Here is a 20,251-nt window from a genome sequence, read left to right as displayed (position 1 = left end):
GTCGCACATTTCCCACAAGAAAATACGAGAAGCATCATGCTCCGATTCGTGTTGCGCCGCGTGGGCATGGTGATCCCGACCTTCATCGGCATCACCATCCTCGCGTTCGCGCTGATTCACCTGATACCGGGCGACCCCATCGAAGTGATGATGGGCGAGCGCGGCGTCGATCCCGCCATGCACGCGGAGGCGATGAAACGCCTCGGGCTCGACCAGCCGCTGCCCTTGCAGTACGTCCACTACATCGGCCGTGCACTGCACGGCGATCTCGGCACGTCGATCATCACCAACACCAGTGTCGCGGGCGAGTTCTTCGCGCGCTTCCCGGCGACCGTCGAGCTGTCGCTGTGCGCGCTCGTGTTCGCGCTCGCCATCGGCCTGCCGGCCGGCGTGATCGCCGCGCTGCGGCGCGGTTCGGTCATCGACCACGGCGTGATGGGCACCGCGCTCACCGGCTACTCGATGCCGATCTTCTGGTGGGGGCTGATCCTCATCATGGTGTTTTCGTCGTACCTCGGCTGGACGCCCGTGTCGGGGCGCATCGCCGTCGAATACGACTTTCCGCACCCGACGGGCTTCATGCTGATCGACGCGCTGCTCGCGCCGGACGAAGGCTCGTTCAAGTCGGCGGTCAGCCACCTGATCCTGCCCGCGATCGTGCTCGGCACGATCCCGCTCGCGGTGATCGCGCGGATGACGCGCTCGTCGATGCTCGAAGTGCTGCGCGAGGACTACATCCGCACCGCACGCGCGAAGGGGCTGTCGCCCGTGCGCGTGGTCGTCGTGCATGCGCTGCGCAACGCGCTGATCCCGGTCGTCACCGTGATCGGCCTGCAGATCGGCACGCTGCTCGCGGGCGCCGTGCTGACCGAGACGCTCTTTTCGTGGCCCGGTGTCGGCAAGTGGCTGATCGATGCGATCGGCCGCCGCGACTATCCGGTCGTCCAGGGCGGCATCCTGCTGATCGCGACGCTCGTGATCGTCGTGAACCTGGTCGTCGACCTGCTGTACGGCGTGCTGAATCCGCGCATCCGCCACACGAGGTAATTCCATGAGCAATCTGCAAAACACCCTGCCGAGCGAATCCGCGCCGGCCGGCGGCCGTGCGCTCGCGCTGCGCGAGTTCTGGGCCAACTTCTCGCGCAACCGCGGCGCCGTCGGCGCCGGCATCGTCGTGCTCGCGCTGATCCTGGTCGCGCTGCTCGCGCCGCTGATCGCGCCGCACAGCCCGGTCGAGCAATACCGCGACTACGTGAAGATCCCGCCCGCGTGGCTCGACGGCGGCAACTGGAAATTCATCCTCGGCACCGACGAAGCGGGCCGCGACATTCTTTCGCGGCTGATGTTCGGCGCGCGGATGTCGTTCTGGATCGGCTTCGTGTCGGTCGTGCTCGCGCTGATCCCCGGCATCGTGCTCGGGCTCGTCGCCGCGTTCTTCCAGAAGTGGGCCGACACGCCCGTGATGCGCATCATGGACGTGCTGCTCGCGCTGCCGTCGCTGCTGCTCGCGGTCGCGGTCGTCGCGATCATCGGCCCGGGCCTCACCAACACGATGTTCGCGATCGCGATCGTCGCGCTGCCGGCCTATGTGCGCCTCACGCGCGCGTCGGCGCTCGGCGAGCTGCAGAAGGAATACGTGACGGCGTCGCGCGTGGCCGGTGCAGGCACGCTGCGCCTGATGTTCTCGCAGGTGCTGCCGAACTGCACGGCGCCGCTGATCGTGCAGGCGACGCTGGGCTTCTCGTCGGCGATCCTCGACGCGGCCGCGCTCGGCTTCCTCGGCCTCGGCGTGCAGCCGCCGACCGCCGAGTGGGGCGCGATGCTCGCGTCCGCGCGCGACTACATCGACAACGCATGGTGGATCGTGACGATGCCCGGCCTGTCGATCCTGATTTCGGTGCTCGCGATCAACCTGCTCGGCGACGGGCTGCGCGACGCGCTCGATCCCAAACTGAAACGGATGGCATGAGATGAGCCAGAACCTACTGACCATCCGCAATCTCGCGGTGAACTTCAACGGGCTGCCCGCCGTCGACCGGATCAACATGTCGATCGCGCCGGGCGAGGTGGTGGGCGTCGTCGGCGAATCGGGCTCGGGCAAGAGCGTGACGATGATGGCACTGATGGGCCTGATCGACGCGCCGGGCAAGGTGACGGCCGACGAGGTCACGTTCAACGGCGTCGACCTGCTGAAGGCGTCGCCGAAGGCGCGCCGCAAGATCGTCGGCAAGGACATCGCGATGGTGTTCCAGGACGCGCTGACGAGCCTGAACCCGAGCTATACGGTCGGCTATCAGATCAAGGAGGTGCTGAAGCTGCACGAGGGGCTGCGCGGCGACGCGCTGCACCGGCGCGCGCTCGAACTGCTCGACCAGGTCGGCATTCCCGATGCGAAGAACCGCATCGCGTCGTTCCCGCACCAGATGTCGGGCGGGATGAACCAGCGCGTGATGATCGCGATGGCCGTCGCGTGCAACCCGAAGCTGCTGATCGCCGACGAGCCGACCACCGCGCTCGACGTGACGATCCAGGCGCAGATCATGGATCTGCTGGTGAAGCTGCAGAAGGAGCGCGGGATGGCGCTCGTGCTGATCTCGCACGACCTGGCCGTGGTGTCGGAGGTCGCGCAGCGCGTCGCGGTGATGTACGCGGGCGAGATCATCGAGACCAACAGCGTGCCCGAGATCTTCCGCACGCCGCATCATCCGTACACCGAAGCGCTGCTCGCGGCGATTCCCGAGCACAATAAGGGGGCGCGTCGCCTTGCCGCATTGCCCGGCATGGTGCCGGGCCGCGATGATCGCCCGTCCGGGTGCCTGTTCGCGCCGCGCTGCAAGTATGTCGTCGACGATTGCCGCAAGGCGCGGCCGGCGCTCGACACGCTGGTGTCCGGCAACGATGCGATGCGCGCGCGCTGCATCAAGCCGCTCCATGTTTCCAACCTCGACCTGACGGGAGGCGCACGATGAACGCAGTCCACGAAACGCGCGCCACGCCGCACGACGACGACGTCGTGCTGGTCGCCGACCAGCTCGCGAAACACTACACGGTCAAGCGCGGCATGTTCGGCCAGGGCACGGTGAAGGCGCTCAACGGCGTGTCGTTTTCGCTGAAGCGCGGCAAGACGCTCGCCGTCGTCGGCGAATCCGGTTGCGGGAAGTCGACGCTCGCGCGGCAGCTGACGATGATCGAGACGCCGACGTCGGGTCACCTGTCGATCGACGGCAAGGACGTCGCGGGCGCGGACCGCCACCGGGTCGCCGACCTGCGCCGCCGCGTGCAGATGGTGTTCCAGAACCCGTTCGCGTCGCTCAACCCGCGCAAGACCGTCGAGCAGACGCTCTCCGAGCCGCTCGAGATCAACGCGAACCTGACGGCCGCCGAGCGCGCGCAGCGCATCGCGCAGATCATGCGCACGGTCGGCCTGCGGCCCGAGCACGCGAAGCGTTATCCGCACATGTTCTCGGGCGGCCAGCGGCAGCGTGTCGCGATCGCGCGCGCGATGATCCTCGATCCGCGGATCGTCGTCGCCGACGAGCCGGTGTCCGCGCTCGACGTGTCGATCCAGGCGCAGATCCTGAACCTGTTCATGGATCTGCAGGAGCAGTTCAAGACGAGCTACGTGTTCATCTCGCACAACCTGTCGGTGGTCGAGCATGTCGCGGACGACGTGATGGTGATGTACTTCGGCAGCGTGGCCGAGCTCGGCGACAAGGAGACGATCTACGCGCGGCCGCGCCATCCGTACACGCGCGCGCTGATGTCGGCGACGCCGGCGATCTTCGAGGAAGACCGCCGCGTGCAGATCAAGCTGCAGGGCGAACTGCCGTCGCCGCTCAATCCGCCGTCGGGCTGCGCGTTCCACCAGCGCTGCCCGTATGCGGTCGAGCGCTGCCGCGTCGAGGAGCCGCAGCTGCGCGGGGTCGACGGACGGCGCGTGGCCTGCCATCGCGCCGAGGAGGTAGGGGAGGCGAATGCCTGAAGCGTTGGCGGCGCGCGTGTCCGGCGCGCGCCGTTCGGGGGCAAGCAGCGCGCGCGTGATGCGCGCGTACCGCTACGCGCGGCGCTGGAGCGTGCGCACCGTGACGGGCGCGGCGCTGGCCGGCGCGTGCGTGGCAGCCAGCCTTGCGGTTCCCGTCGAGGCCGCGCGCGCCGAAGGGCGCGCGCCGGCCACTTCGCCGATCCATCCGTCGCAAGTCCCGCCGCCCGGCATGAGCCTGCCGGGTTTCCACGCACCGGCCGTGTCGAACGGCACGGTCGCGAGCGGCGCGGTGCGCGTGCAGCCCGCGCGCATGCCGTTCTACGTCGCGACCAGGGGCAAGGTCACGCTCTACGTGCTCGGCACGCTGCATACGGGCGACCCGTCCGACTACCCGAGTGCGCAGCCGTTCCGGCCGCGCATCCTCGCGGCGCTCGCCGCGTCGCCGACACTCGCGCTCGAACTGTCGCCCGATGACCTGCTCGAATCGCAGGACGACGTGTCGAAGTACGGCGTGTGCCGCTACCCGTGCCTGCAGCGCCTGCTGCCCGAGCCGCTGTGGCAGCGGCTCGCGGCGCGCCTGCGCGGCAACCCGGCCGCGCTCGCCGAGATCCGCAAGATGCGGCCGTGGCTCGCGGCGCTCGTCGTCGAGACCTATGATTCGCTGTCGGCCGGCCTGCAGACCGAATACGGCACCGAGGCGCAACTGCAGAACGTGTTCCTGAAGAAGAAGGGCGGCCGCGTGATCGGGCTCGAGACGCTCGCCGAACAGATGCGCGCGTTCACCGGGCTGACGCTGGCCGAGCAGCGGGAGATGCTCGCGCAGGACATGGTGCAGACACCCGCGCAGAACGCGGACGACATCAAGGCGCTGCACCGGCTGTGGCGAATTGGCGACGCCGACGCGATCTCGGCGTGGGCCGTCGCGAAGAGCGAGCGGCTCGCGCGTTCGAAGGCGTTGTCGGCGTCGATCGACAACAAGATCCTGTACGAGCGCAACCGGCGCTTCGTTGCGCGGATGACGGCAATCGCCGCGCCGAACCGGCCGCTGTTCGTCGCGATCGGCGCGCTGCATCTGGGCGGCTCGCGCGGCGTGCTCGAATTGTTGCGCCAGCAAGGATACCGGGTCGACGCGAACTGATCGCGCCCGGCGGCCCGCACCGATCTTCCCCTGTTTGATTACCAACGCGCGCATGCCGCGAGGCGCCGGCACGGCTGCGGCAATCGATAAGGAAAACCCTTGAATCGTCGGAAAATAGCGTTTGAAACGATTGACATCCTGTTCTGCCAATATCTATTCTTCACCCCACAAGTTGAAAAAATGAAAAGAATAGATAAGTTCTACGGGGTAGCAGAAATAAAGCGCGGGGTTAGCGTTGCCGGCACGTGAAGCGCGTGCCGGCCGCGGAGTGTCTGCATGCACGGCGGGGCCAATCATCGTCGGACAACACATGCATGCGGGCCGACTTGCAGATAAGCAACGTTCCGTCGTCTGACCGGGGAATGCAGTGATCGGGCGGCGGCGGACGTTTTTTAATCCGGACTATTTTTCCGGTCACCGTCGAAAGACGGTTTCGGGGGGCGAATCGACAGACGGCGAAGTCCGCGGCGATTGCGCCAACGTAAAAGCGCCACGAGGGCGCTTTTTTCTTTTGTGCGACGGATGCGTGCAACGCACGTGTCACGCGACGGATACGCGTCACGCGCCTTCGTCGGCCTGCAGCGCACCGGGCGCCACGACATCGACACCCGCCGCCTCGAGCGCCGCGCGGATCCGCTTCGCGAACGCCAGCGCATGCGGCCCGTCGCCGTGCAGGCAGACGGTCTGCGCGTTCAGCGGCACCCATTCGCCGCTCAATGCACGCACGTGCCGGTTGCGCACCATGTCGAGCGTGCGCGCGAGCACCGCCTCTTCGTCGTCGATCAGCGCGCCGGGCTGGCTGCGCGGCACGAGCGAGCCGTCGGCGCGGTAGCCGCGATCGGCGAACACTTCCTCCACCGCGGCGAGCCCCGCCTGCCGCGCGGCCGCGACGAACACGCTGTTCGCGAGCCCGAACACCGCGAGCGACGGATCGAAATCGTGGATCGCGGACACCACCGCATCGGCGATCATCGGGTCGCGCGCGGCCTGGTTGTACAGCGCGCCGTGCGGCTTCACGTGCGCGATGCGCCCGCCTTCGGCCTGCGCGATCGCCGACAGCGCGCCGAGCTGATACAGCACGCCGGCGTAGATGTCGCCGGCCGGCAGCTGCATTTCCTTGCGGCCGAAATTCTCCGGATCGTGAAAGCTCGGGTGCGCGCCGATCGACACGCCTTTCTGCACGGACCAGCGCACGCAGTCGCGCATCGCATTGGCGCCGCCCGCGTGCCAGCCGCATGCGATGTTCGCCGACGTGACGAGGTCGAGCAGCGCCTCGTCCGATCCGCATCCTTCGCCGAGATCGGCATTCAGATCGATTTCCATGATGTTCCTCGTCCACTGATTGCGTGGCGCGTCTTCCGTACCGCTTCCGCCATTGTCACGCCGCGCGCGATTGGGCGCGGCGGCGCGCTTCCTCGCGCATGTCGATCGCGATGTCGATCTGCCGCAGATACGCGCGTTCCGCGGCGAGGGCGGCACGCGCCGCGTCGGGTGTCGTGCGCACGAAGCGGATCGGCAGGTTGAGCCGCGCCTGTGCGAGCTTCCACAGGTCGGCGCGGATCACCGTGCCGATCTTCGGATAGCCGCCGGTGGTCTGCGCGTCGTGCATCAGCACGATGGGCTGGCCGTTCGGCGGCACCTGGATCGTGCCGGGCAGCACCGCGTGCGACAGCAGCTCGACCGGCCGCTCGCGCACGAGCTCGGCGCCGGCGAGGCGATAGCCCATCCGGTTGCTGTTCGCGGTGACGAGCCATTCGTCGTCCCAGAACGCCTGCTGCGAATCGGCCGCGAACGACGCGTAGTCGGGGCCCGGCAGAACGCGCACCGGCATCGCCCACGGCGCATGCGCATGCGCATGCGCGGGGCGGTGGCGGCGCGGCGGCTCGTCGACGCGCGCGAACGCGCACCACGCGGGCGCCTTCACGCCGAATTCGGGCGCGTCGGCCGCGAGGCAGCCCGCGCCGGCCGGCGGCACGCCGACCGGGAGCCGATCGCCGTCGCGCAGCGTGCGGCCACCAAGGCCGCCGAAGCGCGACGCGAGATCGGTGCTGCGCGAGCCGAGCATCGGCAGCACGTCGATGCCGCCCGCGATGCACAGGTAGCCGCGCATCCCGCGTTTCGCGGCCGGCAGCACGAGCATCTGCCCGGCTGCGACCGGCAGGCTCCACCACGAATGCACGCTCCGGCCGTCGAGCGTCGCGCCGAACTCGGTGCCGGTGATCGCGATGCGGGTGGCGCGCGTGAAGCGGAATGCGGTCGGGCCGATCGTGATCTCGACGGCCGCCGCGTCGGGGCGGTTGCCGACGAGCCGGTTGCCGACCTCGAGTGCGAGGCCGTCGAGCGCGCCGCCCTGCGCGACACCGAGATGGCGCGCGCCGCGGCGCCCGAGATCCTGCACGGTCGACAGCGGGCCGGCCCGCACCACCTCGATGGTGCCCGGTGCGTTGCTCTGGGTCATCGTGCGTCGACTCCTGCGATGGTGAAGCGCACACGATCGCCGGGCAGCAGCAGCGTCGGCTGCGGCCGCGCCGGATCGAACAGCACGTGCGATGTGCGGCCGATCAACTGCCAGCCGCCGGGCGACGTGGCCGGGTAGATGCCCGTCTGTGCGCCGCCGATGCCGACCGAGCCGGCCGGCACCTCGAGGCGCGGCGCCGCGCGGCGCGGCGTGTGCAGCGATGCGTCGAGGCCGCCGAGATACGCGAAACCCGGCTGGAAGCCGATGAAGAACACGACGTATTCGCCGGCCGCGTGGCGCGCGACGACCTCGTCGGCCGACAGGCCCGTGTGTGCGGCGACGGCCGCCAGATCGGGGCCGGCGGCACCGCCGTACTCGACCGGGATCTCGACGTCGCGGCCGTCCGCGTGCTCGACGTCGGCCGTCTCCCAAGCGTCGCGCAGCGCCGGCGTGAGCGACTCGGCCGTCGCGGCGAGCGGGTCGAACACGATGGTCAGGTTGTTCATGCCCGGCACGACGTCGATCACGTCGGGCCACGCGCGCGCGGCCTCGGCAACGGCCCAGACGCGGCGCTGGCAATCGAGCGTGGCGGGCGGCGGCACCTCGCAGACGAGGGCGGCATCGCCGAGCGGATAAAAGCGGGGTTGCGTCATCGGACTGGCACGGTTCGGACGGCAATGTTAGCGCACATTGTCAACAAGATATCGATAACTTACCAATAAGCGTTTTCGCCTAGCCCGTATACCGGGGCTTCTGACGTACACTCGGCACACCCTGACATCCTGCTTGCGCCGCCTTTCCATGAAGCGTTCTCCGACCAAGATCGTGTCATCCGAACACCTCGTTTCCGATTCGAGCGCGGAGCTGTCGGAGCTCGAATACGGGCTCATCATGGCCGGCAACGCGTTCAACCGCTGGATGGTGCGCTGCATGTCGGCGGCCGGCGCGAAGGACATGACGGCGGTCGAGGTGTCGCTGCTGCATCACGTGAGCCATCGCGAACGCAAGAAGAAGCTCGCCGACATCTGCTTCGTGCTCAATATCGAGGATACGCACGTCGCGACCTATGCGCTGAAAAAACTGATCGCCCGCGGTTACGTGAAGAGCGAGAAGAACGGCAAGGAGGTGTTCTTCTTCGCGACCGACGCGGGCCGCGACCTGTGCCTGAAGTATCGCGAGGTGCGCGAGCACTGCCTGATCGAGACGCTGAAGGACAGCGGGCTCACCAACGAGCAGATCGGAGACGCGGCGCAGTTGCTGCGCCACGCATCGGGCCTGTACGACACGGCCGCACGTGCGGCGGCGTCGCTGTAAACGATTGCGGAAAGTGTTGCGCGCGGCGTTGCGCTGACGGGCGTGTCGTGGAGGCCCGACGCGTGGCGCCGCGCGCCGCGTCATCCGGCGGCCGGGTAGAGCGCGCCGTCGGTCACGATCCAGCGCAGCGCGAGATCGTGCGCTTCGGCCGGCAGCGCGTCGACGCGGCACGCTTCATACGCGATGCCGACCGTCACCGGCCGCGTGTCGCCCGGCCACGCGGCGAGCGTGCGATCGTAGTAGCCGCCGCCGTAGCCGAGCCGGTAGCGCTGCGGATCGAATCCCACGCAGGGAATCAGCAACAGGTCTGGCACGACGACGATTCCCGCCGCCGGTTCCGGAATCCGGTGATGGCCCTCGCGCATCGGCGTGTGTGCGTCCCACGCATGGAACGCGAGCGGCGTGTGCCGCTCGCCGATCACGGGCAGCGCGGCGCGCCGGCCGGCGCCTGCCGCGCACCACGCGAGCACCGCGTCGCGCGCATCGAATTCGCCCGGCAGCGGCCAGTAGAATCCGACCGTGCGCGGCGCGAGCCGGTCAAGCAGCGTGCGCAGCCGCGCGTCGAGCGCGGCGTTCGCGGCGGGCTGCGATGCGGCGTCGCGACGCGCGCCGGACAGCGTTTTGCGCAGTGCAACCTTCGGGTTCGGCACAGGGTTGCGTGCTATGCTTTCGCTCAATTCGTGCTCCATTCAAAACGATGTCGAACAGCCTTTTCCGAGTATATCGCGCGGTCGCGCTGACGCTTTCGGCGGCCGCGCTCGTCGCGGGTACGGCCGCGTGTGCCGCACCGGGCGACGACACGGTCGCCGGGGATGACCAGATCTTCGTGCAGCTTCGCGAAGCCGCACGCCGCAACGATGCCGCGAAAGCCGCGCAGCTTGCGTCGATGATCCCGAACTATCCGGCCCCGTCCTACGTCGAGTATTTCCAGATCAAGCCGCAGCTGTTCGATTCGACGGGCCGCGCGCGCGTCGACGCGCCGGACGCGCCCGTGCAGTCGTTCCTGCAGCGCTACGACGGCCAGGCGATCGCCGACCGCCTGCGCAACGACTACCTGCTCGTGCTCGGCGCGCGCCACGACTGGCGCAGCTTCGACGATCAATACAAGCGCTTCGTGCTCGACGACGACACGCAGGTCAGGTGCTACGCGCTCGAATCGCGCGCGGCGCGCGGCGAGAACGTCGCCGATGCGGCGCGCGCGCTGCTCGTCGAGCCGAAGAATTACGGCGACGCGTGCGTCGACCTGATCACCGCGCTCACGGTCAACCAGCAGTTCACGAGCGACGACGTATGGCAGCAGGCGCGCCTCGCGTACGAGCAGAACTACACGACGCTCGGCGGCAAGATCGTCGACGCGCTCGGCCCGCGCCCGGTCGCCTTCGACCAGGCGACGAGCGCGCCGCCGCTGTACCTCGCGCGCGGCGTCGGCCCCGACGCGACGTCGCACCAGCTCGCGCTGATCGCGCTCGGCCGCATGGCGCGCAACGATCCGGACGCGGCCGCCGGGATGCTGACGTCGGTCGCCGGCTCGCTCACGAAACAGGAACAGGCGATCGCATGGGGCGCGATCGGTTACCAGGGCGCGATCAAGCGCTCGCCGCTCGCGTCGGTCTGGTACGCGAAATCCGCGAACGCGCCGCTGTCGAACCCGGGCTACGAATGGCGCACGCGCGCCGCGCTGCTCGCCGGCAACTGGCCGATGGTGCGCTGGTCGATCGAGCAGATGCCGCCGTCGCTGCGCAGCGATCCGGCGTGGATCTACTGGCATGCGCGCGCGCTCAAGCAGAGCGGCGACACGCTGCAGGCGAACCAGGAATTCGAGCAGGTCGCGGGCCAGTTCAACTTCTACGGGCAGCTCGCCGGCGAAGAGCTCGGCCAGCGCACGACGGTCCCGCCGCGCACGAAGGTGAGCGACGCCGAGATCGATGCGATGAGCAAGATTCCGGGCTTCGCGCTCGCGCAGCGCTTCTACGCGCTGAACCTGCGCCTCGAAGGCAACCGCGAATGGAACTGGCCGCTGCGCGGGATGACCGATCGCCAGCTGCTCGCGGCCGCCGAGTACGGCAAGCGCGTCGAGCTGCTCGACCGCACGGTCAACACGGCCGACCGCACGAAGGCCGAGCACGACTTCACGCTGCGCTACCCGTCGCCGTACCGCAACGTCGTCGAGCGCTATGCGCAGTCGACGGGCCTCGACATCGAATGGGCGTACGGGCTGATCCGCCAGGAGTCTCGCTTCATCACGAGCGCGCGCTCGTCGGTGGGCGCGGGCGGCCTGATGCAGCTGATGCCGGCCACCGCCCAGCTCGTCGCGAAGAAGCTCGGCATGGGCACGATCACGCGCGCGCAGATGCACGACATCGATACCAACATCCAGCTCGGCACCTGGTATCTGGCGGACATCTACAACAACTTCGACAGCTCGCCGGTGCTGGCCACCGCCGGCTACAACGCGGGCCCGGGCCGGCCGCGCCAGTGGCGCCAGGTGTTGACGCAGCCGGTCGAAGGCGCGATCTTCGCAGAGACGATTCCGTTCAACGAGACGCGCGACTACGTGAAGAACGTGCTGTCGAACACCGTCTACTACGCGGCGCTCTTCGAGGGCAAGCCGCAGTCGTTGAAGAAACGTCTAGGCATGATCTCGCCCTGATCCGCAATCTTCACACTGCCGCGCGAGACGCGGCAGTGTTCTTAAGGGCCTGTTCACGCTAATAACGGACTTGCGAACGTGCGTTGCCGGCCGCGGTGCAAGAAGCAAGGAGCGCCGTTTGGCCGAGCCGGACAAGCGACGCGCGACGCCGCAATGCGGCAGGCAAGGCTCGTTCCGCTGACCGGGAAAAAGTCATGAATGGGGCTGGCCGCCAGAAGGGCCGATCGCTGCGTCATGCTCCTTGCGAATACGTCGAGTATTCGCTTCGTCGCAGTCCTTGCGCTCGACCCTTCTGGCGGCCAGCGCAAGTCCGTTATTAGCGTGAACAGGCCCTGGGAGTGTCGAACATGGATCGCCAGACCGTTGCGCTGCTGGGCGGCACCGGCTTCATAGGCAGCCGGCTCGTCAATGCGCTGATCGACGCCGGCAAGCAGGTACGGATCGGCACGCGGCGGCGCGACCACGCGCGCCATCTGCAGATGCTGCCGGTCGAGATCGTCGAGCTCGAAGCGCTCGACACGCGCACGCTCGCGCGCTTCGTCGCCGGCGCGCACGCGGCGATCAATCTGGTCGGCGTGCTGCACGGCGGCCGCGGCACGCCGTACGGGCCCGGTTTCGAGCGCGCGCACGTCGCGCTGCCGGCCGCGCTCGCGAGCGCGTGCACCGAGGTCGGCGTGCGGCGCCTGCTGCACATGAGCGCGCTCGGCGCCGATTCGCACGGCGCGAGCATGTACCAGCGCTCGAAGGGCGACGGCGAAGCGGCGCTGCATGCGATCGCGGCGACCGATTCGCTCGAGCTGACGATCTTCCGCCCGTCGGTCGTGTTCGGCCCCGGCGACTCATTCCTCAATACGTTCGCGAACCTGCAGCGCATGGTGCCCGTGCTGCCGCTCGCGATGCCCGACGCGCGCTTCCAGCCGGTGTTCGTCGGCGATGTCGTGCGCGCGTTCGTCAACACGCTCGATCTCGCGGCCGCGCACGGCAAGACCTACGAACTCGGCGGCCCGACCGTCTATACGCTCGAGCAACTGGTGCGCTATTGCGGCACGCTGGTCGGCCGGCAGGCACGCATCGTGCGGCTGCCCGACGCGCTTGCGCGGCTGCAGGCAAGCGTGTTCGAATGCCTGCCCGGCGAACCGGTACTCACGCGCGACAATCTCGCGTCGATGTCGGTGCCGAACGTGCTGTCGGGGCCGCTCGCGCCGGAACTCGGGATCACGCCCGCAAGTCTCGAAAGCATTGCGCCCGCGTATCTCGGCAACGCCGCGGCGCGGTCGCGGTTCGACTGGTTCCGCTCGCGCCGCTAGGCGCGGCCGGGGCGCCGTCGTTCAGCATCGTCCTTTCCACCTTCGCGTTTTCCGGAACACCGTCATGAAACTCGTCATTGGAGACAAGAACTACTCGTCGTGGTCGATGCGTCCGTGGCTGCTGCTCGTGCATTTCGGCATCCCGTTCGACGAGATCGCGGTCGAGCTGCGCCGCGACGACACGGCCGCGCGCATCCTCGAGTATTCGCCGTCCGGCAAGGTGCCGTGCCTGGTCGACGACCACGGCGTCGCGATCTGGGATTCGCTCGCGATCGCCGAGACGCTCGCCGAGCGCTATCCGCAGTTCCCGATGTGGCCGGCCGATCCGCTCGAACGCGCGCATGCGCGCTGCATCGCGGCCGAGATGCATTCGGGCTTCGCGGCGCTGCGCACGCAGATGGGCATGAACGTGCGCGCGTCGATGCCGGGGCGCGGCGCGACGCCCGACGCGCTCGCCGACGTCGCGCGCATCGACGCGCTGTGGAGCGCGTGCCTCGAAGCGTCGGGCGGGCCGTTCCTGTTCGGCGAGTTCGGGATCGCCGATGCGATGTACGCGCCCGTCGTGATGCGCTTCAACACGTACGAGCCGGGCCTGTCGCCGGACGCGGCCGGCTACGCGGCGCGCGTGACGGCGCTGCCGGCGGTGCAGCGGTGGATCGACGCCGCGCGCCGCGAGACCAACGTGATCGCCGAATACGAGCCGCAGCCATGAACATCTACGCAGTAGGCGGGGCGATCCGCGACGAATTGCTCGGCGTGCCCGTGCAGGACCGCGACTACGTGGTGGTGGGCGCGACGCCCGAGCAGATGGCCGCGCAGGGCTTCCGGCCGGTCGGCAAGGATTTTCCGGTGTTCCTGCATCCGCACACGCAGGAGGAATACGCGCTGGCGCGCACCGAGCGCAAGACGGCGGCCGGCTATCACGGCTTCCAGTTCCATTACGCGCCGGACGTGACGCTCGACGAGGATCTCGCGCGGCGCGACCTGACGATCAACGCGATGGCGCGCGAGGTGAGCCCGGAGGGCGCGCTGGTCGGGCCCGTGATCGACCCGTTCGACGGGCAGGCCGACCTGCGTGCGCGCGTGTTCCGGCACGTGAGCGACGCGTTCGTCGAGGATCCGGTGCGGATCCTGCGCATTGCGCGCTTCGCCGCGCGGTTCGCGGATTTCACGGTCGCCGACGAAACGCTCGCGCTGATGCGGCGGATGGTCGACGCGGGCGAGGCCGACGCGCTGGTGCCCGAGCGCGTGTGGCAGGAAATCGCGCGCGGGCTGATGGAGGCGAAGCCGTCGCGGATGTTCGCGGTGCTGCGCGACTGCGACGCGCTCGCGCGCGTCCTGCCCGAGGTCGATGCGCTGTGGGGCGTGCCGCAGCGCGCCGACTACCATCCGGAAGTCGATACGGGCGTGCACGTGATGATGGTCGTCGACTACGCGGCGAAGCAGGGCTATTCGCTGCCGGTGCGCTTCGCGGCGCTCACGCACGATCTCGGCAAGGCGACGACGCCGGCGGACGTGCTGCCGCGCCACGTCGGCCATGAGGGCCGCAGCGTCGACCTGCTCAAGCCGTTGTGCGAGCGGCTGCGCGTGCCGAACGATTGCCGCGATCTCGCGCTCGTGGTCGCACGCGAGCACGGCAACCTGCATCGCGTGATGGAGATGGGCGCGGCCGCGCTGGTGCGGCTGTTCGAGCGCAGCGACGCGCTGCGCAAGCCGGCGCGTTTCGCCGAGATGCTGCAGGCCTGCGAATCGGATGCGCGCGGGCGGCTCGGGCTCGACGCGCAGCCATATCCGCAGGCCGAGCGGCTGCGCGTGGCGCTCGCGGCCGCGCGCAGCGTCGATGCCGGCGCGATCGCGCGCGGCATCGGCAGCGAAGCGGAGAAGATCAAGGAGGCCGTGCATCGCGCGCGGATCCAGGCCGTCGCGCAGGCGCTCGCGATCGGCGAATAGGGCGGCAGGTGTGACGGCGGCGGGCGGCCGCCGGCCGTTACGGCTTCTGGCGCGCGGCTGCCTTGCGTGCCGGGGTCGCGGCCGCCGGGCGTTTGCCGGCGGATGCGCGCGGCTTGGCCGTGGCCTTCTTTTCCGCCGCGCCGGCCGGCCGTGCCGGATCGGCGTCGCGGCCGCGTTTCGGCGCCGGTTCGCGGCGGCTCGCGCGCGGCTCGCCCGACGCAATGCGCACGCGGGGCTCGGGCTGCCTGATTTCCATCGTCGCGGACACGAATTCGGCGCAACTGTCGTCGAACAGCGGCAGTGTGCCGACCACGATCAGTTCGGCGGGCCCGTCACCCACGTTGGCGACGCGATGCCGCTTGCGCGCGTCGAAGTGCAGCGAGTCGCCGGGCGCCAGCGGGTAATCCTTCTTGCCGACCGTGTAGCAGATGCGGCCGGTCAGCACGTAGACGAATTCGTCGCCGCCGTGCGACACCCATTCCGAGCGGTAGCCTTCCATCATCTGGACCTTGACCGCGTTGATCTGGCTGCCGTCGAACGTGGTGGACAGCCGTTCGTACCACTGCGACGCGCTGTCGACCGCGTACGGCTCGCGGCTGCCTTCGTGCGAATCGGGCTGCGCCTGGCGCGGCTGGTCGATCAGCGCGCCGAGCGGCACGCCCAGCGCCTTCGCGACATTGACGAGCGACGACAGCGAGATACCCGTGAGATGACGCTCGACCTGCGACAGGAACCCGACCGACAGCTTCGCTTCGGTCGCGACTTCCAGCAGCGTCTTCTTCGCTTCCCGGCGCAGGCGGCGAATGCGCTGGCCGATACGCATGAGGTCTGAATCCATGAATCTCTTTCGTGGCAACGAGTCGGGAGGCAAGGGCGAGCCCGTTATTAGCGCGAACAGGTCCTGGCGGAGAGGCGGTGCAGTCGCCGGGACATTGCCTTCCGCGCATCGCACGAAGCACGGCCGTCGGGACGACGATGCCGGCGCATTGTACCGCGCGGTGTCGGCGGGCGACGCCACGCCGCGCCCGCATGCGGAACCGTGCCGCCGATTTTAGTCCTACGAAAATTTTGGCTTGACCTCAATTTCAGCGTGCTCTAGATTCTGTCGCGCGCATCAAACAAAGTTAAGTGAGACAAAAATTTCCGCGGACCTGCCGCTGGCACTGCACAGCGGCCCGGCGACGTGCAGTGCCGCGCGTTGCCCGACCATCGGCGCCGTGTCGCGACATGCCTGCTTCAGGCATGCGCCCCGCCGCGTCACGCCGCCGGCCGCCGACAACAATGGATAACGTGGGCATCCGATGATCGATCGACTGAAATACAGCTTCTCCGGCCTTCCCCCGTACGACGCGTCCGTCGCCGACACGCAGGCCGGCCTGTCGCGCCTGCTCGACGCCGCGCGGCTCGACGCGGTGGTGGTCACGTCGCAGGACGAATACGTCACCGAGTACCTGCCGCGCAGCAATAACCCGCGCTATGCGTTGTCGGGCTTCGACGGCTCGGCCGGCTGCGGGATCTTCCTGAGCGCGGAGACCGCGCAGGTGCTCGGCGTGCCGCCGTTCGTGCTGTTTGTCGACGGCCGCTATCACCTGCAGGCCGAGCAGCAGTGCGATCCGGCGCGCGTGCGCATCGAGAAGCTCGGGATGAACCTGACGATCTGGCAGGCGATGGCCGACTGGCTGGTCGCGCATGCGAGCCGGCTCGCGCGGGTCGGCTACGACGGGCTGCGGATCAGCGTCGCGCAGCGCGACCGGCTGCTCGAGCAGACGCAGGCCGCAGTGCTCGACTGGACGAGCCTCGCCGATCGCGAGATCGACCGCGCGATCGCGCTGCCGGGCTGGGTCGTCGAGCGGCCGATCTTCGAGCTGCCGGAATCGATGACGGGCCTGAGCGTTGCGCAGAACCTCGACACGCTGAACCGCAAGCTCGCCGCGCATACCGGCGCGGCCGACGGCAAGGCCGCGTTCTTCACCTGCGCGTCGGACGATCTCGCGTATCTGCTGAACAGCCGCGGCTATCACATCCCGAATGCATCGTCGCATCTCGGCTTCCTGTTCTCGGTCGGCGGGGAGGTCGCGCTGTTCCTGCCGGAAGGCTGCGACCGCTGCGAAGTCGCGCTCGAGTCGTATCCGGCGCTGCACGTGATCCGGCGCGACGTCGCGGCGCTCGAGCGCTTTCTCGCGCAGTTCGCGGTCGATCACGTGTGCTACGGCTTCGAATCGGTGAACTGCGCGCTCGTCGACGCGGTCAGCCGCGTGTGGCCGCACGCGCGGCATGCCGACTTCAATCCGGTCGAGGCGATGCGGGCCGCGAAGACGCCGGCGGTGCTCGACCGGTTCCGCGACGCGTTCGCGCGCAGCTCCGCGGCGATCGCCGAGACGATGCGCTGGGCGAAGACCGGCGAGCCGGGCGCACGCCACACCGAATATGACCTGGCGCGCACGATCAACGACGCGTACGGCGCGCGCTCGGCGGTCGCGCTGACGTTTCCGTCGATCGCGGCGAACGGCGCGAACAGCGCGTTCGCGCATTACACGGCGGCGAGCGCCGACGTCGAGCTGACGGAAGGCGAACTCGTGCTGCTCGACAGCGGTGCGTACTACGAAGCCGGCTTCGCGACGGACTGCACGCGCGTCGTGCTGCGCCGCACGCGCGCGGACACGGTCGCGCAACCGTGGCAGCGCGAGATCTACACGGTCGCGCTGAAGGCCTGCATCAAGGGGCTCGTCACGCGCTTCCCGGCCTCGGCGACGGGCGGCGACGTCGATGCGCTCGTGCGGCAGGTGTGCCGCGATCACGGCCACGATTTCGGCCACGGCACCGGGCACGGCGTCGGGATTCACGTGCACGAAGGCGGCGTGCGTTTCGCGCCGGGCGCGAAATACGGGCTGGTGCCGAATGCGGTGATTTCGGTCGAGCCGGGCATCTACGTGCCGGGCAAGGGCGGCGTGCGGATCGAGAACATCGTGATCATCCGGCCGGACGAAGCGCAGCCGGATACGGTGACGTTCGAGAACATCGTGACGGTCGGCTACGACTGGGACCTGATCGATCTCGACCTGCTGGACGACGACGAGCGCGCGTACCTGCGCGACTACGAACGGCTGTGCGTGGAGCGTGGCACGCAGGTCACCGCGTGTCCGCTGTTGTAAGGAAAGGCAAGGCAGGCGCGCGGCCGTCGGGCGGCCGCGCGGCGCGACGTCAGCGCGTCAGCGCCGACACGCGCCCGTCGGGGCCGTAGACGCCGGCCGGTGCGGGCGCCGAGCGCAGCACCGCGAGCGCGCGCTCGTTGTAGTCCATCCGGATCCGGATCAGCATCCCGTTGTTCGCGTTGGCCTGGCGCGCGCGTTCGGCGGCCTGCTGCAGCAACTGCCAGCGGCCGGCGAGGCGTGCATCGCGCTCGGCGGCCTGATCCATCCCTTTCTTGCCCGACGCAAAGCCGAGCGCGGACAGCTGCGTGTCGCGCGTGCGTTCGAGCTGCGCGAGCCGGTCGATCAGCTCGCTCTTCTTCTCGACGATCCCGGGCAGCATGTCGAGCGGCTCCGCCGTCGTCAGCGCTTTTTCCTCGTAGGCGAGCAGGGACGCGAACGCCTCGACCGTCGCGTGTTCGTCGTTGACCGTGGCCAGCAGCTCTTCTCTCATCGCGTCATGCTCGTCGCGCCGGAGCGCGGGGTGCGGCGCGCCGGCAAACCGGGGGGACCGGCCGCGAGGCGGCCGGCTCAGCTGCCCTGCGGGCGCTGCTGTTGCAGCAGTTCGCGGGCGGTGTTCAATACGCCGTCGGCAATCTTGTTCGCGTCGATCGTCAGCGTGCCGTTGTTCAGCGCGTCCTTGATCGACTGGACCAGGCCCGTGTCGATATCGGCGTTGCCGGACGCGGATGCCGAGCGCAACTGGCCGGACAGACCCGACAGGTTCACGGTCGCGTCGCCGCCGGTCGATCCTGCGTCGGCCGCCTGCGAGGACGATTGGGCCGCGCCGGATTGTGCACGGGCCGCGCCGTTGCCGGTCGGCGCGAGGGGGCTCGGTTTCGGAGTGGAATCGATCTTCACGATGGGTTTCCTGTACGGTTTGACCCAGATAACGGCCGGGTCGGCCCGAACTTTAGCATCGTGAGCCCGAAATTCTCCGAATAAACAATTCTTTGCAATCTTGCGGCGGGATCCGTCCCTACAGCGGAATTTCCACGGTGCCGGCGTCCTTGACGATTGCCGTGACGATCTGGCCCGCCGCCATCCGCACCCGCACTGACTGGCCGGGCGCCGCATTCGCGAGCACGCTGCCCTCGGCCGAAATCGTGAAACCGGGGCCGGCCGCGACGACCCGCACCGTCTGGCCGGCCGACACCGACGCCGCGCTCTTCAGCATGTCCTGCCGCAGCGGCAGCCCGGCGGAGATGCGCGCGAGCGCGGTCGAGCCGACCGCCTGCGCCGGATCGGTGATCACCGCGAGCGGCAGCACCGTCAGGTCGCCGTCGCGCGCGACCAGGTCGGCCGCGCCCAGCGGCTCGCCGGGCGCGATCTGGCGCGCGGCGACGTAATAAGTGGCCTGCACGGCGACCTTCGCCTGCAGGTAGACGGTCCACGGCCGTTCGCCCGCGCAGCGCACGCCGACCGTCGTGCGGCCCCACAGGCGCGCGCCGGTCGGCAGGAACGGCTCGAGCGTCGTGCACGCGGCGAGCCCGCGCGGAAACGCGGTCGTGACCGTCGCCGTGGTCTTGCCGGGCAGGCCCGCGATCTGCTGCTGCAGGAACGCGAGGGCCGCGCGCCGGATCGAGTCGGGATCCTGCTGGCCGGGCGGCGTCGCGCTCTGGGCCGCGGGGGCCGCCTGGGCCGGGTTGGCGGAAGCCATCGGTGCACGCGGCGCCGGCGCGGCTGACGCGGTGCGCGCTGCTGCCATGCGCGCGGAGACTGCCTGGGGCGCCGGCCGCGCGGGATTCGACGCGGGATCGGCCGTTCCGGCGATGACCGTCGCGATGGCGTTCGGATCGGCGGCGCGCGGCGCGCCGTAGACGGTGTTCGCGCGAGCGGCTGCATAGACGGGGGCCGGCGCGGCTGCCGGTGCGGGGGCTGGCGGCGGGACGTTCGTCACGACCATCGCGCTCGCCGGTTGCGCCGCATAGCCGGCAGCGGCGGCACCGGCCGCACCACCCGCGCCTGCCGCCGCGCGTCCCGCGTCCGGCGCCATGCCTGCGCCCGAACCCGTCCCCGCATTCCCGCCGAACTGCCCGCCGCTCGCCGCATTGGCGTGCGCGAGCGCGGTTTCGGCCGTTTCGCCGCGTCCGGGAATCACGATCGTCCCGTCGTCCGCGTGCGCGGCCGGGGCGGCGATCCATAGCGCCGCGGCGAGCGCAAACGCACGCCGGACGTGCGTGAGCCGCCCGTTCCTGCCGCGAAGTGCGCTGCCAGTCATCGCCTTGCCCTCGATCCGTTGATCCGATTTGCATTCTAGGGAG

The 20,251-nt window shown here is 69.3% G+C and carries 19 protein-coding genes; 11 read left to right on the top strand and 8 right to left on the bottom strand.

From position 1 onward, the window contains the following. Positions 1-36 precede the first annotated feature (36 nt). From ACNQQL_RS30380 to ACNQQL_RS30360, 5 genes are read left to right on the top strand one after another with little or no spacing between them, the layout of a single operon-like run. Complete coding sequence (locus ACNQQL_RS30380; protein ID WP_072437557.1) at positions 37-1,047, top strand: ABC transporter permease subunit; 1,011 nt, start codon at positions 37-39, stop codon at positions 1,045-1,047. A 4-nt stretch (positions 1,048-1,051) separates the two neighbouring features. Beyond that, positions 1,052-1,969, top strand: a complete 918-nt coding sequence (locus ACNQQL_RS30375; protein ID WP_072437556.1) for an ABC transporter permease subunit — start codon at positions 1,052-1,054, stop codon at positions 1,967-1,969. Position 1,970: 1 nt separating this feature from the next. Then, positions 1,971-2,969, top strand: a complete 999-nt coding sequence (locus tag ACNQQL_RS30370) for an ABC transporter ATP-binding protein (protein WP_072437555.1) — start codon at positions 1,971-1,973, stop codon at positions 2,967-2,969. Beyond that, positions 2,966-3,982, top strand: a complete 1,017-nt coding sequence (locus ACNQQL_RS30365; RefSeq protein WP_347067841.1) for a peptide ABC transporter ATP-binding protein — start codon at positions 2,966-2,968, stop codon at positions 3,980-3,982. Before ACNQQL_RS30370 ends, ACNQQL_RS30365 begins: the two co-directional genes overlap by 4 nt. Next, positions 3,975-5,120, top strand: coding sequence for a TraB/GumN family protein (locus ACNQQL_RS30360; RefSeq protein WP_034179284.1), 1,146 nt, complete (start codon positions 3,975-3,977; stop codon positions 5,118-5,120). The genes ACNQQL_RS30365 and ACNQQL_RS30360 overlap by 8 nt, the downstream gene beginning before the upstream one ends. A 558-nt stretch (positions 5,121-5,678) precedes the next feature. On the opposite strand, the gene pxpA is transcribed toward ACNQQL_RS30360, so the two are convergent. The 3 genes from pxpA to pxpB are packed head-to-tail and all read right to left on the bottom strand — an operon-like array spanning position 5,679 to position 8,231. Next, a complete protein-coding gene (gene pxpA, locus ACNQQL_RS30355) occupies positions 5,679-6,443 on the bottom strand; it encodes a 5-oxoprolinase subunit PxpA (protein ID WP_034179283.1) in 765 nt (254 codons plus the stop codon). Positions 6,444-6,498: 55 nt separating this feature from the next. Beyond that, positions 6,499-7,578 carry a biotin-dependent carboxyltransferase family protein gene (locus ACNQQL_RS30350; RefSeq protein ID WP_347067838.1) on the bottom strand — a complete coding sequence of 360 codons (1,080 nt, stop codon included), beginning with the start codon at positions 7,576-7,578 and terminating at the stop codon, positions 6,499-6,501. Beyond that, positions 7,575-8,231 (bottom strand): 5-oxoprolinase subunit PxpB, encoded by a 657-nt coding sequence (gene pxpB / locus ACNQQL_RS30345; RefSeq protein ID WP_072437553.1) that lies wholly within the window; start codon positions 8,229-8,231, stop codon positions 7,575-7,577. Before pxpB ends, ACNQQL_RS30350 begins: the two co-directional genes overlap by 4 nt. Before the next feature lie 148 nt (positions 8,232-8,379). Between pxpB and ACNQQL_RS30340 the strand changes: the two genes are divergently transcribed. Next, entirely contained in the window at positions 8,380-8,892 is a 513-nt protein-coding gene (locus ACNQQL_RS30340; RefSeq protein ID WP_034179280.1) for a winged helix DNA-binding protein, read from the top strand. Between the two features lie 80 nt (positions 8,893-8,972). On the opposite strand, the gene ACNQQL_RS30335 is transcribed toward ACNQQL_RS30340, so the two are convergent. After that, complete coding sequence (locus tag ACNQQL_RS30335; RefSeq protein ID WP_347067835.1) at positions 8,973-9,581, bottom strand: 5-formyltetrahydrofolate cyclo-ligase; 609 nt, start codon at positions 9,579-9,581, stop codon at positions 8,973-8,975. An 8-nt stretch (positions 9,582-9,589) separates the two neighbouring features. Here ACNQQL_RS30335 and ACNQQL_RS30330 point away from each other — a divergent pair, with 8 nt between their 5' ends. From ACNQQL_RS30330 to ACNQQL_RS30315, 4 genes are all read left to right on the top strand, one after another. Then, the gene (locus ACNQQL_RS30330) at positions 9,590-11,542 is read left to right on the top strand and encodes a lytic transglycosylase domain-containing protein (RefSeq protein ID WP_347067833.1); all 1,953 of its coding nucleotides are present in this window, start codon (positions 9,590-9,592) and stop codon (positions 11,540-11,542) included. A gap of 347 nt (positions 11,543-11,889) precedes the next feature. Then, positions 11,890-12,849, top strand: a complete 960-nt coding sequence (locus tag ACNQQL_RS30325; protein ID WP_347067831.1) for a complex I NDUFA9 subunit family protein — start codon at positions 11,890-11,892, stop codon at positions 12,847-12,849. Between the two features lie 64 nt (positions 12,850-12,913). Next, a complete protein-coding gene (locus ACNQQL_RS30320; RefSeq protein ID WP_034179276.1) occupies positions 12,914-13,561 on the top strand; it encodes a glutathione S-transferase family protein in 648 nt (215 codons plus the stop codon). Further along, the gene (locus ACNQQL_RS30315; protein ID WP_347067829.1) at positions 13,558-14,799 is read left to right on the top strand and encodes a multifunctional CCA addition/repair protein; all 1,242 of its coding nucleotides are present in this window, start codon (positions 13,558-13,560) and stop codon (positions 14,797-14,799) included. Before ACNQQL_RS30320 ends, ACNQQL_RS30315 begins: the two co-directional genes overlap by 4 nt. A 37-nt stretch (positions 14,800-14,836) precedes the next feature. Here the strand turns inward: ACNQQL_RS30315 and ACNQQL_RS30310 are convergent, their stop codons facing one another. Next, a complete protein-coding gene (locus ACNQQL_RS30310) occupies positions 14,837-15,637 on the bottom strand; it encodes an XRE family transcriptional regulator (RefSeq protein WP_347067827.1) in 801 nt (266 codons plus the stop codon). A 463-nt stretch (positions 15,638-16,100) separates the two neighbouring features. Between ACNQQL_RS30310 and ACNQQL_RS30305 the strand changes: the two genes are divergently transcribed. Next, the gene (locus ACNQQL_RS30305) at positions 16,101-17,951 is read left to right on the top strand and encodes a M24 family metallopeptidase (RefSeq protein ID WP_347067825.1); all 1,851 of its coding nucleotides are present in this window, start codon (positions 16,101-16,103) and stop codon (positions 17,949-17,951) included. 49 nt (positions 17,952-18,000) lie between these two features. Here ACNQQL_RS30305 and ACNQQL_RS30300 read toward each other — a convergent pair whose 3' ends face one another. From ACNQQL_RS30300 to flgA, 3 genes are all read right to left on the bottom strand, one after another. Further along, the gene (locus tag ACNQQL_RS30300; protein WP_072437544.1) at positions 18,001-18,441 is read right to left on the bottom strand and encodes a flagella synthesis protein FlgN; all 441 of its coding nucleotides are present in this window, start codon (positions 18,439-18,441) and stop codon (positions 18,001-18,003) included. 77 nt (positions 18,442-18,518) lie between these two features. Next, complete coding sequence (gene flgM / locus ACNQQL_RS30295) at positions 18,519-18,848, bottom strand: flagellar biosynthesis anti-sigma factor FlgM (protein ID WP_204424935.1); 330 nt, start codon at positions 18,846-18,848, stop codon at positions 18,519-18,521. 118 nt (positions 18,849-18,966) lie between these two features. Further along, positions 18,967-20,208 carry a flagellar basal body P-ring formation chaperone FlgA gene (gene flgA / locus ACNQQL_RS30290; RefSeq protein ID WP_347067822.1) on the bottom strand — a complete coding sequence of 414 codons (1,242 nt, stop codon included), beginning with the start codon at positions 20,206-20,208 and terminating at the stop codon, positions 18,967-18,969. Positions 20,209-20,251: the final 43 nt, after the last annotated feature.

Source organism: Burkholderia sp. LFS061 (assembly GCF_047978125.1).
In the GTDB taxonomy this organism is placed as follows: Bacteria; Pseudomonadota; Gammaproteobacteria; order Burkholderiales; family Burkholderiaceae; genus Burkholderia; species Burkholderia pyrrocinia_C.
Note: the sequence above shows the minus strand (reverse complement) of the source record. Positions and strands in the feature narration are given on the sequence as shown.

Coding starts and splice junctions, on each gene's coding strand:
- ACNQQL_RS30380 (WP_072437557.1), top strand. CDS start 37: ATGCTCCGATTCGTGTTGCGCCGCGTGGGCATGGTGATCCCGACCTTC.
- ACNQQL_RS30375 (WP_072437556.1), top strand. CDS start 1,052: ATGAGCAATCTGCAAAACACCCTGCCGAGCGAATCCGCGCCGGCCGGC.
- ACNQQL_RS30370 (WP_072437555.1), top strand. CDS start 1,971: ATGAGCCAGAACCTACTGACCATCCGCAATCTCGCGGTGAACTTCAAC.
- ACNQQL_RS30365 (WP_347067841.1), top strand. CDS start 2,966: ATGAACGCAGTCCACGAAACGCGCGCCACGCCGCACGACGACGACGTC.
- ACNQQL_RS30360 (WP_034179284.1), top strand. CDS start 3,975: ATGCCTGAAGCGTTGGCGGCGCGCGTGTCCGGCGCGCGCCGTTCGGGG.
- pxpA (WP_034179283.1), bottom strand. CDS start 6,443: ATGGAAATCGATCTGAATGCCGATCTCGGCGAAGGATGCGGATCGGAC.
- ACNQQL_RS30350 (WP_347067838.1), bottom strand. CDS start 7,578: ATGACCCAGAGCAACGCACCGGGCACCATCGAGGTGGTGCGGGCCGGC.
- pxpB (WP_072437553.1), bottom strand. CDS start 8,231: ATGACGCAACCCCGCTTTTATCCGCTCGGCGATGCCGCCCTCGTCTGC.
- ACNQQL_RS30340 (WP_034179280.1), top strand. CDS start 8,380: ATGAAGCGTTCTCCGACCAAGATCGTGTCATCCGAACACCTCGTTTCC.
- ACNQQL_RS30335 (WP_347067835.1), bottom strand. CDS start 9,581: ATGGAGCACGAATTGAGCGAAAGCATAGCACGCAACCCTGTGCCGAAC.
- ACNQQL_RS30330 (WP_347067833.1), top strand. CDS start 9,590: ATGTCGAACAGCCTTTTCCGAGTATATCGCGCGGTCGCGCTGACGCTT.
- ACNQQL_RS30325 (WP_347067831.1), top strand. CDS start 11,890: ATGGATCGCCAGACCGTTGCGCTGCTGGGCGGCACCGGCTTCATAGGC.
- ACNQQL_RS30320 (WP_034179276.1), top strand. CDS start 12,914: ATGAAACTCGTCATTGGAGACAAGAACTACTCGTCGTGGTCGATGCGT.
- ACNQQL_RS30315 (WP_347067829.1), top strand. CDS start 13,558: ATGAACATCTACGCAGTAGGCGGGGCGATCCGCGACGAATTGCTCGGC.
- ACNQQL_RS30310 (WP_347067827.1), bottom strand. CDS start 15,637: ATGGATTCAGACCTCATGCGTATCGGCCAGCGCATTCGCCGCCTGCGC.
- ACNQQL_RS30305 (WP_347067825.1), top strand. CDS start 16,101: ATGATCGATCGACTGAAATACAGCTTCTCCGGCCTTCCCCCGTACGAC.
- ACNQQL_RS30300 (WP_072437544.1), bottom strand. CDS start 18,441: ATGAGAGAAGAGCTGCTGGCCACGGTCAACGACGAACACGCGACGGTC.
- flgA (WP_347067822.1), bottom strand. CDS start 20,208: ATGACTGGCAGCGCACTTCGCGGCAGGAACGGGCGGCTCACGCACGTC.